Below are 13,097 nucleotides of genomic sequence, written 5' to 3' on the forward strand. Positions count from 1 at the left end.
CGCAGTACACGCAGTGACAAGCGTGGGGGCTCATGTTTATCCGCCGATGTAACTCATCTCGATCCGCTTGGTGCGTGCGCTCGTGTCTGGCGCCTGCATTTGGCGTTGTTCGGAGTAGTTGTCTTGCCGGCCCTGCCAGATGTGGCCAATGGCGTTGGCCAGATCGGCGTCGCTTGCCTCGCCACGCAACAGCTGGCGCAGGTCGTAACCTTTTTCGGCAAACAGGCACAGGTAGAGTTGGCCCTCGGTGGATAGACGGGCGCGGTTGCAGTCGCCACAGAACGCCTTGGTCACGCTGCTGATCAGACCAATTTCACCCAGGGCCGGGTCGTGGTGCCCCTGAGCGTCGGCATACCCCCAACGCTCGGCGGTTTCACCGGCTTGGTTGGCGCCCAACGGCACCAGAGGCAGTTCGGACTGGATCAGCCGCAGCACCTCAGCCGATGGCAACACCTCGTCCATGCGCCAGCCGTTGGTGGCGCCGACATCCATGTACTCAATAAAACGCAGCACCATACCGCTGCCCCGGAAAAACTTGGCCATCGGCAAAATCTGCTGCTCGTTGCTGCCGCGTTTAACCACCATGTTGATCTTGATTGGCCCCAACCCTGCCGCCTGGGCAGCGTCGATGCCTGCCAGCACATCGGCCACCGGGAAGTTGACCTCGTTCATGCGGCGAAACACGGCGTCGTCCAGCGCGTCCAGGCTCACGGTGATGCGTTGCAGGCCAGCGGCCTTCAGTGCCTGGGCTTTGCGGGCCAGCAGGGCGCCATTGGTGGTCAGCGTGATGTCCAGTGGCGCGCCATTGGGTGTGCGCAGGCTGGCCAGCTGTTCGATCAGGCGCTCCAGGTTCTTGCGCAGCAGGGGTTCACCGCCGGTGAGGCGGATCTTTTGTACCCCGTGTGCCACAAACTGGCGTGTCAGGCGGGTGATTTCCTCAAACGACAGCAGGGCCGAGTGCGGCAGGTAGGCATAGTTGGCATCGAAAATTTCCTTCGGCATGCAGTAGTTGCAGCGGAAATTGCAGCGGTCGGTGACGCTGATGCGCAGGTCACGCAGCGGCCGACCACGCACGTCGACCAACTGGCCGTTGGCAACCAGGCGCTGCGTGCTGCGCAGGGCGGCGTCTGGCAGCGCCCAGGCTTGGGGCCGCAGGTCTTGCAGGGGGATCACGCGGTGCGTGTGAGGGGCAGACATCAGGGGCAGGCTGGGCAAGGGCAAGCGGTGGGCAAAGAGGCGAATTTTGTCATGGACACCCGCTTGGTTGGATGCTGAAATACGGAGGTGTCCTAACACCTTTCCAAACAGGAGTCTGTACAAGCAGACGCGAGCGGTGACCTATCTGCCGCCCAGACCTCTAGGTCAGAGGGGCATCGTTGTTCATGGTAACTATTTTTGCGCAAGCGAGATGGTGTGACCAAGCTCATCAAAAGCCAGCATGTTGGCGAATGCCCCTAATTTGATGGCATCAACCATACGCTGTAATGCAGCCTGGACCTGGTCATCCGACGGCGGCTGATTGCCCAGCCCCGAGAGGCTGCTGGCAAACAGTACTTTCCAGGAGATGGCAAATTGGGTCGCCTCACGCTTTATGGATGCAAAGTCGATGACCTCGCTGGCGACCTTGTCCACACACATGGCCGGTACCAAAGCACCGCCAGCACCTTGTTCAAACTCAATGCGTTGCAGTGGGGTGGCGTCTTCGGGCAGTTCGGCTGTGGCAAATACCAACAACAGCCGTTGGACTTGCGCTTGCTGGCAGGCCATCACCAGGAGATTGTCAAAGTTGAAAATATTCATTGATTTGGTTGTTTGTGGAAAACCGCTGCTGGGAGGTTTTGCGACGGAGTGTGGACTCACGAGACCAATGTCATTGCACCAATGGCGTCTCGGCACTCTCCAGGTCCAGACCTTCAATGTCAGCCTCAGCAGCCAAAAGACTCAGGTATTGCCGCAGTGAAGTCACAAAAGTCTGCTGCTTGAGCGCCATGGCAACAGCGCCATGCACCGACTCGAAAGACTGAGCCACGCCTGACTCGCGCGCCAAAATTTCCACCACATGCAAGCCGAAGCGGCTATGGACTAAGCGTGGTAACACGCCAATCTCCTTGTTGCCAAACAGTTCTTTTGCAAATTCTGGTGCGCAGTCGGTGCTGCTCAACCAGCCCAATTGGCCTGCCTCGGCACCGCTGGGACAGTTGGATAACGTGCTGGCCGCCTTGGCGAAAGCATCATCATTGTTTGTGCCATCAAAGCAGCGCACGTTGAGCAAGGTGGCTTCAGCCTGTTTGCGCAGGGCGTTAAGGTCTACACCAGGCGTGACGGCAAACAAAATGTGCCTCAGCAAGAGTTTTTCGCCCGTGGTGTAAGTGGCTTGGTGGGCTGCATGGTGACGGCGGCAGGCTTTCTCGGACGGCTCGGGGATCAGCAGCGCCTGATCCAGCAGGGCCTCAATGGCGGCTGACGCCGCGTCGCTGGGAACACCGTCCAAGCTGGGTGTATCACCTGCCGACAGCAGGCCCTTTTGGATCGCAGTTTGGCGCAGCAGCTCGGAATAGGCCCGCTGATTCAGTTCATCAGATGTCAGGTTGACACCTTCAGCGTGCAGGGCCACACCGTTGATACGGGCCATTTGACGCTCTGTGGACAAGGTAGTTTGCATGGCTGCCTCCTTAAACGCTAGCGTCTGGTTGTCGCGGCTGGTTGCGCCCTGCGGGCACATTCAGACGACGCGAGCGCACCACCTGGTACGGGCGCACCAGATAAGCGACCGAGCCAAATCCGCTCCAAACATGGACCAACCGGGTGAATGGAAAGATGAAGAAGATGCTCATGCCCAGGAACATATGCGCCTTGAAGACAAAGCCGACGCCAGCCAACATAGCGGCTGCACCAGGCTGGAAGGTCACGATAGCCTGTGCCCAGCCAGCCAGTTGCATCATCATGCTGCCGTCCAGATGCTGACCCGACAGCGGTACGGTAGCCAGACCCAGCGCGAGTTGCAACCACAACAGCAGTAACAAAACAATATCGCTGGTTTTGGAATTGATGCGAATGCGCGCGTCCGACAGGCGACGGTGCAGCAGAATGTTGACACCGATGAAGCCCAAAACACCCGCCAGCCCGCCACTGATCATGGCCATCAGCTGTTTGTTGCCAGCACTGATGAAGTGTTCGTACACAAAGTGTGGTGTCAGCATGCCAAACAGATGGCCAAAGAACAGAAACAACACCCCGATATGAAACAGGTTGCTGCCCAGACGCAACTGGCCCGCTCTCAGCATTTGTGAAGAATCACTCTTCCAGGTGTATTGATCACGATCAAATCGCAACAGGCTTCCGGCAAAAAAGACGACCAGAGCCACGTAGGGAAACACGCCAAACAAGAGGTGATCAAGATAACTCATAGTGATGCTCCGGCGGATGTGGATACAACAGATGCAGTGGCGCTTGCACGCGTTTGACCTACTTCGGTTTTGACAAAGTGAATCGGTTGGGCCTGCCCAGGTTTGCTCTGACCCTTGACAGAACAGCCGCCAAAGACCTCGGGTTCTTCCCAACTGGCGTCCAGTGCCTCATCGGCCACCACCTTGACAGGCTGGGCTTTTTCACCGCTGAGCTCCAGCAGGGCGCCCAGGACTGCGGCGTAGGGTGTTTCGCGCGACTGCAGGGCACTGAAGATGGCGTTGAAGATGTGCGCCATCTCATTCAGGAAAGCTCGCGCTTCCTTGTTGGGTTGGGTCGATACGAATTCCAGCACCACCGGCAGGTAGTCCGGCAATTCGCCCGGGGCCAGAAACAACCCAGCCTTCTCATAGGTTTGGGTCAGGTCAATCATGGCTGGGCCACGATCGCGGGAGTCGCCATGCACGTGTTCAAACAGGTGAAGCGATGTGGCATGCCCGCGGTCAAACAGTTCCACGTAATCGGCTTCGAGATCCAGCGCGTTGCGCTGCTCCAGTGAACGCATCAACTGGTCTAGCTCGGCCAGGCGGACGGGGGCGATGGCACTTTCGGAGCGCAACGCCTGGCGCATGTCAGTCAGATCACCACGCAACTGGGCATCAGGGTAAGACAACAGACGGGCCAGCACCCGCAAGGTGATGGAGGATGACCTATTCATACAAAATCCTTCCGGAAAAAAGGAGTTACAGCGAGCACTTGTGATGCGTCAAACCAGAAACGCCGTGGAACCGGCTTTGCCGGGCTACCGGCGTTGCCCCCTTGAGGGGGTATGCGGCTACACGAAGTGAGCAAGCAACGGGGGGGCGCCATATCTAAACCTCCGCCTGTATTGGAATGGTGCGGCGCTTGGTGCCGCCAAACAAGCTGGTATCGCTGGCACCATCCGAGCAGCCATTGCCAAACGAGAAACCGCAGCCACCACGTACGTCAAAGGTGTTTTCGGCGTATTCGCGGTGGGTGCTGGGGATGACGAAGCGGTCTTCGTAGTTGGCAATCGCCATCACGTGGTACATGTCTTCGGCTTCACGCTGGGTCATGCCAACTTGGTCCAGTGCCGCCATGTTGATGCGGCCATCCACATGTTTTTCTCGCTGAAAGGCACGCATGGCCAGCATGCGTTCCAGCGCACGCTCCACCGGAAAGGTGTCACCTGCAGTTAACAAATTGGCCAGGTATTTCACCGGAATGCGTAATTGCTTCACATCAGGAATCTGGCCATTGATGCCGATGTCGCCCGCATTGGCTGCGGCGCTGATGGGGGACAGTGGCGGTACATACCAGACCATGGGCAGTGTGCGGTATTCCGGGTGCAACGGCAGGGCTACCTTCCAGTCCACAGCCATTTTGTAAACGGGGCTGTTGCGGGCGGCATCCATCCATTTGTCGGGAATACCATCCAGACGGGCCTGCTCAATGACTTTGGGGTCGTGCGGGTCGAGGAAGATGTCAAGTTGGGCCTGGTACAGGTCGCGGTCACGCTCCACGCTGGCAGCCTCCTGAATGCGGTCCGCGTCATACAACAACACGCCCAGGTAGCGAATGCGGCCGACACAGGTCTCGGAACACACCGTTGGCTGGCCCGCTTCAATACGTGGGTAACAGAAGATGCACTTTTCGGCCTTGCCAGACTTCCAGTTGTAATAAATCTTCTTGTACGGGCAGCCGCTGATACACATGCGCCAGCCGCGACACTTGTCCTGGTCGATCAACACAATGCCGTCTTCCTCGCGTTTGTAGATTGAGCCGGACGGGCAACTGGCCACACATGCCGGGTTCAGGCAGTGCTCGCACAGTCGCGGCAAATACATCATGAAGGTGTTTTCAAACTGACCGTAGATGTCTTTCTGGATGTCGTCAAAGTTTTTGTCTTTGCTGCGCTTGGAGAACTCACCACCTAGGATTTCCTCCCAGTTCGGTCCCCACTCAATTTTTTCCATGCGCTGACCCGTGATCAGGCTACGCGGGCGGGCGGTGGGCACCGCTTTGCCCTCGGGTGCTGACTGCAGGTGTGCGTAGTCAAAGGTGAAGGGTTCGTAATAGTCATCAATTTCCGGCAAATTCGGGTTGGCGAAGATGCGCATCAGCAGCTTCCACTTGGCGCCTTGGCGTGGCTCGATCTTGCCGTCGGCTTTTCGAACCCAGCCACCGTTCCATTTATCCTGGTTTTCCCACTCTTTGGGGTAGCCGATGCCGGGTTTGGATTCGACATTGTTGAACCAGGCGTACTCCATGCCGGGGCGGCTGGTCCAGACGTTTTTGCAAGTCACCGAACAAGTGTGGCAACCGATGCACTTGTCCAGATTGAGCACCATGCCGATTTGGGCGCGAATTTTCATGAAATTTCTCCAGAATTGTCGGATGAATCCGTATGTGTACCGAAAAGCGTCAACAGGGCGGAAGCATCTGTGAGCGCCCGCACGGCATGCTCCTCGTCGGCGGCTATGTGACAAAGATCGCCCGGGCTCAGCGTGAGTGCCCGGCCCATGGTTTCAAAAATCAGTTGCCCCTCAAGACACTGGATGACCAGACGCCGACGCACACGGTGAGGTTTGAGGCAATGTCCTTTGGTAAGAACAAGACGTGAGATCTGCAAATCACTGTCCATGACCAAGGTGGTCGACTGAGCGCCTAACAACTGCGGACCCAAAAGTCCAGCAGCAACAACTTGCCCCGTTGACGCATGTGGTTGAGCCATACTTGACCTTTCGTGATCAATGGTTTTCGTCTGGCGACTAGGCGCGCACGAGGTGCTCGTCGGCAGGGGCGTCGAGCCAATCCACCTTGTTCATCTTGCGCAGCACCACAAATTCATCGCGGTTGGTGCCAATGGTTCCGTAGTAGTTGAAGCCGTAGCTGAACTGCGCATAGCCGCCGATCATGTGGGTCGGTTTCAGCACAATGCGTGTCACCGAGTTGTGGATGCCGCCACGGCCACCCGTGATCTCAGAGCCCGGCATGTTCACCAGTTTTTCCTGTGCGTGGTACATCATGCACATGCCGTTGCGTACGCGTTGGCTCACCACAGCGCGGGCGGTGAGGGCGCCATTGAGGTTGAACAGCTCGATCCAGTCGTTATCGACAATGCCAGCGCTTCGCGCATCGTCTTCGCTGATCCAGACAATCGGGCCGCCCCGGCTCAAGGTGAGCATGTGCAGGTTGTCGCTGTAGGTGCTGTGAATGCCCCATTTCTGATGTGGGGTGATGAAGTTCAGCGCTATTTCGGTGTTGCCGTTGGGCTTCACGTTCTGAATGCCGTGCGTGGTTTTTAAGTCCACAGGTGGTCGATAGCTGCTGAATCCCTCACCAAACGCCGTCATCCAGGGGTGGTCCATGTAGAACTGTTGCCGCCCGGTCAGGGTGCGCCAGGGGATCATCTCGTGCACGTTGGTGTAGCCGGCGTTGTAGGACACGGTCTCAGACTCAATGCCGCTCCAGGTGGGCGAGCTGATGATCTTGCGAGGCTGCGCCTGAATGTCCCGGAAGCGAATCTTTTCGTCCTCACGGTGAATGGCCAGATGCGTATGGTCCAGCCCGGTCTGTTTACCAAGGGCTTCCCAGGCTTTCACTGCGACATGGCCGTTGGTTTCGGGCGCAAACTGCAAAATGACCTCGCAGGCGTCGATGTCGCTGTCGATTTTGGGCATGCCGCAGCTTGCGCCCGGATCTGTCACCAGGCCATTGAGCTCGCCGAGTTGTTTGACTTCAATCTGGGTGTTCCAGCTGATACCCTTGCCGCCGTTGCCCACCTTGTTCATCAGCGGTCCAACTGCTGTGAAACGCTTGAAAACGTTCGGGTAGTCGCGCTCAATCACGGTGAAGGTGGGCGCGGTTTTACCGGGGATCAGGTCAATCTCGCCCTTTTTCCACTCTTGCACACCAAAGGGTTGTGCCATTTCTGCCGGGGTGTCGTGCATGATGGGTGTCAACACCATGTCGCTCTCCACGCCAAGATGGCCCACACACAGTTCGCTGAACTTCTGGGCAAAGCCCTTGTAAATGTCCCAATCGCTGCGTGATTGCCAGGCCGGATCCACCGCCACTGACAAGGGATGAATGAACGGGTGCATGTCGCTGGTGTTCATGTCGTTCTTTTCATACCAGGTGGCTGTCGGCAATACGATGTCTGAATACAGGCAAGTGGTGCTCATACGAAAGTCCAGCGTCACCACCAAGTCCAGCTTGCCCTCGGGGGCCTTGTCGTGCCACACCACTTCTTTGGGTTTGGCCTCTTCGACGCCCAGGTCTTTGCCCTGCACGCCGTGGGTGGTGCCCAGCAGATGTTTCAGGAAGTACTCGTGGCCCTTGCCGCTGGAACCCAGAATGTTGGAACGCCAGACAAACATGTTGCGTGGCCAGTTGTCGGGATGGTCTGGGTCTTCGCAGCTCATGGTTTGGCTGCCGTCTTTCAAACCTTTGATCAGATAGTCCTTGGGGTCCATGCTGGCCGCTGAAGCATCGCGCACCAGTTGCAGCGGGTTGGTCTTGAGCTGGGGCGCACTGGGTAACCACCCCATGCGCTCGGCGCGTACGTTGTAGTCAATCATGCTGCCGCCAAACTGGGCTTTATCAGCCAAAGGAGACAGGATTTCATCAACCCCCACGGTTTCATAACGCCACTGATCCGTGTGGGCATAGAAAAAACTGGTGCTGTTCATTTGCCGAGGCGGGCGAATCCAATCCAACGCAAAGGCCAGCGCAGTCCAGCCGGTTTGGGGACGCAGCTTTTCCTGACCCACATAATGCGCCCAGCCACCGCCGCTTTGGCCAATACAACCGCACATCATCAGCATGTTGATGACACCGCGGTAGTTCATATCGGCATGGAACCAGTGGTTCATGGCCGCACCAATGATCACCATGGATTTGCCATGGGTTTTGTCCGCGTTTTCGGCAAACTGACGCGCTACGGTGATGAGTTGCTCACGCGGTGTGCCGGTAATGCGCTCTTGCCAGGCTGGTGTGTAAGGTGTGTCATCGTTGAAGTCTTTGGCGGCCATTTCACCGGGTAGACCGCGCGCTACGCCGTAGTTGGCCACTTGCAGGTCAAACACGGTGGCCACCAGGGCTTCACACTTCTCACCCTCCTTGCCGAGAGAAATACGCTGCACGGGCACGGTACGTACCAACACGTTGTTGGCGGCATCTCCTGTGGCGTTGTTTGGGAAGTGCTCCGATACGATGCCACCAAAATACGGAAATCCGACCTTGGCCGTCTCCGCGCTGGCCTGTTCACCTTCCATCACGGTGAGTTTGAGTTTGACCGCCATGCCATGGCGTGCTTCTTTTGCTTCCAGGTTCCATTGGCCTTGGTCTGCGCGTCCGTCTGCACCCCATCTGAAACCAATGGCCCCATTGGGCAGCACCACTTTGCCGCTCATGTCCAGCGCGACGGTTTTCCACTCCGGGTTGTTGGCTGCCCCGAGCTTGCCGTTGAAGTCCGACGCGCGCACGTAGCGGTCCGGCACCATCACGGTTTCACCACTGGGCAGGGTTTTCTCCTTGAGCATCACCAGCATGGGCATGTCGGTGTACCGACGCACGTAGTTGTCGAAGTATTCGCTGCGCGCTTTGCCACCGTCGGGGAAGTAAAACTCTTTCAGGATCACATGGCCCATGGCCATGGCCACGGCGGCGTCAGTGCCTTGCTTGGGTTTCATCCAGATGTCGGACAGCTTGGCCACTTCAGAGTAATCGGGTGTCACGGCCACGGTCTTGGTGCCCTTGTAACGTACCTCGGTGAAGAAGTGGGCGTCAGGCGTGCGCGTTTGCGGCACGTTGGAACCCCAGGCGATGATGTAGCTGGAGTTGTACCAGTCCGCCGATTCGGGCACGTCGGTCTGTTCGCCCCAGACTTGCGGGCTGGACGGGGGCAAATCGCAATACCAGTCGTAGAAGCTCAGAGGTACGCCACCAATCAGGCCCAGATACCGGCTGCCAGCGGCATAAGACACCATGGACATGGCCGGAATCGGCGAAAAGCCGATGATTCGGTCAGGCCCATGCTGCTTGATGGTGTAGATGTTGGCGGCCGCCACCATCTCGTTGACCTCATCCCAGCCCGAACGCACAAAACCGCCCATACCGCGCATGGTTTGGTAACTTTTGCGCTTGTCGTCAGATTGGGCGATTGAGGCCCAGGCCTCTACCGGCGCCATGGTTTGACGGGCTTCGCGCCATAGTTTGAGCAAGCGACCACGCACCATCGGGTATTTGACGCGGTTGGCGCTGTACAAATACCAGCTGTAGCTGGCACCGCGGGCGCAGCCGCGTGGCTCGTGGTTGGGCATGTCCCAACGGGTACGCGGGTAATCGGTCTGCTGGGTTTCCCAGGTGACGATGCCACCCTTGACGTAAATCTTCCACGAACAGGAGCCGGTGCAGTTCACGCCATGGGTGCTGCGCACAATTTTGTCGTGCGCCCAGCGGTCACGGTAGGCGTCTTCCCAGGTGCGGTCTTCGCCGGTGGTCACACCATGTTCACCCGAGAAAGATTCTCTGGGTTGCGAGAAGTAGGTGAGTCGATCAAGAAAGTGGCTCATGGGTGTCCTCTCATAAATATATGTAAAAACAGGTTCTAGCCCTTTTTATACAAGGGTATGTAGCTATCTAATTAATAACAAATTCAAGTTAGGGGTTTTTGATCTCTGACCCAGCGCGCAGGTAAAACCACCAGTTCAGCACCAGACACAGGGCGTAGAAGATGGCAAAGCCGTACATCGCGATCTGCGGTGTGCCGGCCTTGATCTGCGCACCGATCACCACCGGGGCGATGAAAGCGCCGTAAGCGGCGACCGCCGAAGTCCAGCCCAACACTGGGCCAGCTTGGGTACGGTCAAAAATCACACCGATGGTGCGGAAGGTTGAGCCATTACCAATGCCCGTGGCCGCAAACAACAGCACAAACAGCCACATAAACGTTGAAAAATACTGCTCTGGTGTGGCTGAGGCGTAGGCCTGCATCATCACGTAACCCACCGCGCCCGAGGCCAGCACCATCACTGCCGAAATCACCTGGGTGACGATGGAGCCACCGAGCTTGTCAGAAATCCAGCCGCCAATCGGCCGAGTCAGCGCACCGACAAAAGGGCCAATCCAGGCATAGGTCAGTGCTGAGACTGCGTTCGGGTTCTTCAGTGTGTGCTGCATCACCCCTGCGGCATCGGGCACGTGGCTGATGCCGAAGATCACTGTGATCGACAGCGGCAGTGCCATCGAAAAGCCAATGAACGAACCAAAGGTAACGATGTACAGCACGGTCAGCGACCAGGTGTGTTTGTTGCCGAAGATGGCGAACTGCTTGCTGATGTTGTCTTTCATGGCGCCAAAAGCGGTGAACTTCATCACCATCAGCGTGCTGAAAATGATCAGCGGCATCGCCACCCACATGTTCAGCAGACCCAGGCCGGTGGGGGCGGGCAGGTACAGATACAGGCCCAGACCCGCAGGCACAAACGACAGGGTGTATATCCAGATGATCTTGAGAAACGCGCCGATGGCGCTGCCGGTGTTGGGCGACACGGTGGTCAGGTTGTTCATGCCGAACCAGGCCAGCGCCGACAGCGGGATCAACGACAGTAGCCAGGCAAAACCTGCGTTTTGGATCCAGGTGGGGGTGCCAGCAACAATCTTGCCGAGGATCCACCCGCTGTCTTTGGTCAGAACCATGGACTCACCGCCGAAGCTGCCAAACAGGCTCATGGTCATGACGAGCGGAATCACGATCTGCATGGTGGTCACACCGAAGTTGCCCAGGCCAGCGTTCAGACCAAGGGCCGTGCCTTGCAGGCGTTTAGGAAAGAAGGTGCTGATGTTGGACATTGAGCTGGCAAAGTTGCCACCACCCACGCCCGACCACAGGGCCATCAGCTGGAAGGTCCAGAGCGGCCACTCCGGGTGCTGCAGCACGATGCCGGTGCCGATGGCTGGAGCCAGCAACATGGCCGTGGTGAGGAAAATGGTGTTGCGCCCACCCGCCACCCGGATCAGGAACGAGGCCGGAATCCGCATGGTGGCGCCCGCCAGACCGGCGATGGCCGTCAGCGAGAACAGTTCGGCCTGGGAAAACGGGAAACCCAGGTTGAGCATCTGCACCGTGATGATGCCCCACATGCCCCAGACAGCAAAACCGCACAGCAGACAGGGAATCGAAATCCACAGGTTACGGTAGGCGATTTTTTTACCCGTGCTTTCCCAGAAAGCCGTGTCTTCGGGGCGCCAGTCAGTCAGGTCGGCGGCGGAGGTTTTAGGGGAGGTCATGTCAGGCTTTCAAAGCGGAGGGGAGTTCAGGTGTGCGCGTGCAGGCGTTTGGACGGGTGACCCAGGTAGTCACCGGTGCGGACTTCGGTCCAGTACATCCAGATCAGCGAGACCCAGACCACGCCGTACATCAGCATGAACGCGCTGGAGCGGATGCCGGTGAAGTCCATCAGCGCGCCGAACAAAATCGGCAGCACAAAACCGCCCAGTCCACCGGCCAGACCGACCATGCCGCTGATGGTGCCGATGTTGTTGCCATAGTCGTCGCTGATGTATTTGAAGACACTGGCCTTGCCAAAGGCAAACGCAATACCAAGGGTGAACATCAAGATGGTGAACACATAGACGTTCAAGCCGAGGTGGAAGGTTGTCGGGCCTGTCACAGTCATGATGGTGAAGTCGGTTTGCGGATAACTGAGCAAAAACAGGCAGACCCAGCTGACCCACATCACCCACCAAGTCATGGCGTGGGCCCCGTATTTGTCAGACAGCCACCCACCGACAGCACGCAAGACACCGCCAGGCAGCGAGAAACAAGCAGCCAGCAAGGCGGCGGTGCGGATGTCCAGCCCAAATTCACCCACGTAGTACTGCACCATCCACAAGGACAGTGCCACATAGCCGCCAAAAACAATGCTGTAGTACTGACAGTATTTGATGACTTTGGGGTCTTTCAGCGTCTTGAGCTGGTCTTTGACGGTGACATGGCTGGGCACAAGGTGGGCCGGGTCGCTGTGACTTAAGAACCAGAACAGAATCACCGTGCCCAGCATGATGGCGGCATACACCTGCGGCACCATGGTCCAGCCAAAACCCACAACCAACGCAGGTGCCAGAAACTTGTTGACCGCCGCGCCCGAGTTGCCCGCGCCATAGATGCCCATGGCAAACCCCTGCTGCTTTTTGGGGAACCAGCGCGCGACGTAAGGGGTACCGACCGAGAACGAGCCACCCGCCAGGCCGACAAATAGGCCAATCATCAGGTACTGCCAGTATTCGGTGGCGTAAGACATCATCCAGATGGCTGGCACCGTGCTGGCCATGAGCAGGGTCATCACAATGCGACCGCCGAACCTGTCGGTCCAGATGCCCAGCGGCACCCGAACCAGCGAGCCGGTCAGCACCGGCATTGACATCAGCAAGCCAAACTGGGTGGCATTGAGGTCGAGTGCTTTTTTGATCGGAATGCCAATCACCGCAAACATCATCCAGACCATGAAACACACGGTAAATGCCAGGGTACTGACGATCAGCACCGAGAGGGCTTGCCCTTTTTTGGTCATAGCAAAGTTTCCTTTTTGAAGGCTATGACTCTAGGTTTTGTTGCTTCGGAGTGGTATCCCTCTTTGGAGCGAGTGTTGTCACGCAATGGAACT

General features: G+C 57.6%; 10 protein-coding genes. All 10 read right to left on the bottom strand.

Translation table 11 applies throughout. The annotated features are described in order from the left end of the window. Positions 1 to 36: 36 nt before the first annotated feature. The 10 genes from moaA to FDG13_RS08725 all read right to left on the bottom strand — a co-directional run bounded on the left by moaA (position 37) and on the right by FDG13_RS08725 (position 13,004). Positions 37 to 1,197: a GTP 3',8-cyclase MoaA gene (moaA, locus tag FDG13_RS08680; RefSeq protein WP_180126805.1), complete on the bottom strand. Its 1,161-nt coding sequence runs from the start codon at positions 1,195 to 1,197 to the stop codon at positions 37 to 39. 192 nt (positions 1,198 to 1,389) lie between these two features. Beyond that, a complete protein-coding gene (locus tag FDG13_RS08685) occupies positions 1,390 to 1,896 on the bottom strand; it encodes a ribonucleotide reductase subunit alpha (RefSeq protein ID WP_370528197.1) in 507 nt (168 codons plus the stop codon). Further along, on the bottom strand, positions 1,871 to 2,662 hold the full coding sequence (locus FDG13_RS08690) for a peptidylprolyl isomerase (RefSeq protein WP_180126806.1): 792 nt from the start codon (positions 2,660 to 2,662) through the stop codon (positions 1,871 to 1,873). Before FDG13_RS08690 ends, FDG13_RS08685 begins: the two co-directional genes overlap by 26 nt. A 10-nt stretch (positions 2,663 to 2,672) precedes the next feature. Beyond that, positions 2,673 to 3,407: a respiratory nitrate reductase subunit gamma gene (narI, locus tag FDG13_RS08695; RefSeq protein WP_180126808.1), complete on the bottom strand. Its 735-nt coding sequence runs from the start codon at positions 3,405 to 3,407 to the stop codon at positions 2,673 to 2,675. Further along, a complete protein-coding gene (gene narJ / locus FDG13_RS08700) occupies positions 3,404 to 4,123 on the bottom strand; it encodes a nitrate reductase molybdenum cofactor assembly chaperone (protein ID WP_180126810.1) in 720 nt (239 codons plus the stop codon). Before narJ ends, narI begins: the two co-directional genes overlap by 4 nt. 154 nt (positions 4,124 to 4,277) lie before the next feature. Further along, the gene (narH, locus tag FDG13_RS08705) at positions 4,278 to 5,801 is read right to left on the bottom strand and encodes a nitrate reductase subunit beta (RefSeq protein ID WP_180126812.1); all 1,524 of its coding nucleotides are present in this window, start codon (positions 5,799 to 5,801) and stop codon (positions 4,278 to 4,280) included. Next, entirely contained in the window at positions 5,798 to 6,160 is a 363-nt protein-coding gene (locus FDG13_RS08710; RefSeq protein WP_180126814.1) for a cupin, read from the bottom strand. Before FDG13_RS08710 ends, narH begins: the two co-directional genes overlap by 4 nt. 37 nt (positions 6,161 to 6,197) lie before the next feature. After that, on the bottom strand, positions 6,198 to 10,004 hold the full coding sequence (locus FDG13_RS08715; RefSeq protein WP_180126816.1) for a nitrate reductase subunit alpha: 3,807 nt from the start codon (positions 10,002 to 10,004) through the stop codon (positions 6,198 to 6,200). 88 nt (positions 10,005 to 10,092) lie between these two features. Beyond that, entirely contained in the window at positions 10,093 to 11,721 is a 1,629-nt protein-coding gene (locus FDG13_RS08720; RefSeq protein ID WP_180126818.1) for an MFS transporter, read from the bottom strand. A 26-nt stretch (positions 11,722 to 11,747) separates the two neighbouring features. Continuing rightward, positions 11,748 to 13,004: a nitrate/nitrite transporter gene (locus FDG13_RS08725; RefSeq protein ID WP_180126820.1), complete on the bottom strand. Its 1,257-nt coding sequence runs from the start codon at positions 13,002 to 13,004 to the stop codon at positions 11,748 to 11,750. Positions 13,005 to 13,097 lie beyond the last annotated feature (93 nt).

Source organism: Rhodoferax sp. BLA1, from assembly GCF_013416775.1.
Taxonomy (GTDB): Bacteria; Pseudomonadota; Gammaproteobacteria; order Burkholderiales; family Burkholderiaceae_C; genus Rhodoferax.

Coding starts and splice junctions, on each gene's coding strand:
- moaA (WP_180126805.1), bottom strand. CDS start 1,197: ATGTCTGCCCCTCACACGCACCGCGTGATCCCCCTGCAAGACCTGCGG.
- FDG13_RS08690 (WP_180126806.1), bottom strand. CDS start 2,662: ATGCAAACTACCTTGTCCACAGAGCGTCAAATGGCCCGTATCAACGGT.
- narI (WP_180126808.1), bottom strand. CDS start 3,407: ATGAGTTATCTTGATCACCTCTTGTTTGGCGTGTTTCCCTACGTGGCT.
- narJ (WP_180126810.1), bottom strand. CDS start 4,123: ATGAATAGGTCATCCTCCATCACCTTGCGGGTGCTGGCCCGTCTGTTG.
- narH (WP_180126812.1), bottom strand. CDS start 5,801: ATGAAAATTCGCGCCCAAATCGGCATGGTGCTCAATCTGGACAAGTGC.
- FDG13_RS08710 (WP_180126814.1), bottom strand. CDS start 6,160: ATGGCTCAACCACATGCGTCAACGGGGCAAGTTGTTGCTGCTGGACTT.
- FDG13_RS08715 (WP_180126816.1), bottom strand. CDS start 10,004: ATGAGCCACTTTCTTGATCGACTCACCTACTTCTCGCAACCCAGAGAA.
- FDG13_RS08720 (WP_180126818.1), bottom strand. CDS start 11,721: ATGACCTCCCCTAAAACCTCCGCCGCCGACCTGACTGACTGGCGCCCC.
- FDG13_RS08725 (WP_180126820.1), bottom strand. CDS start 13,004: ATGACCAAAAAAGGGCAAGCCCTCTCGGTGCTGATCGTCAGTACCCTG.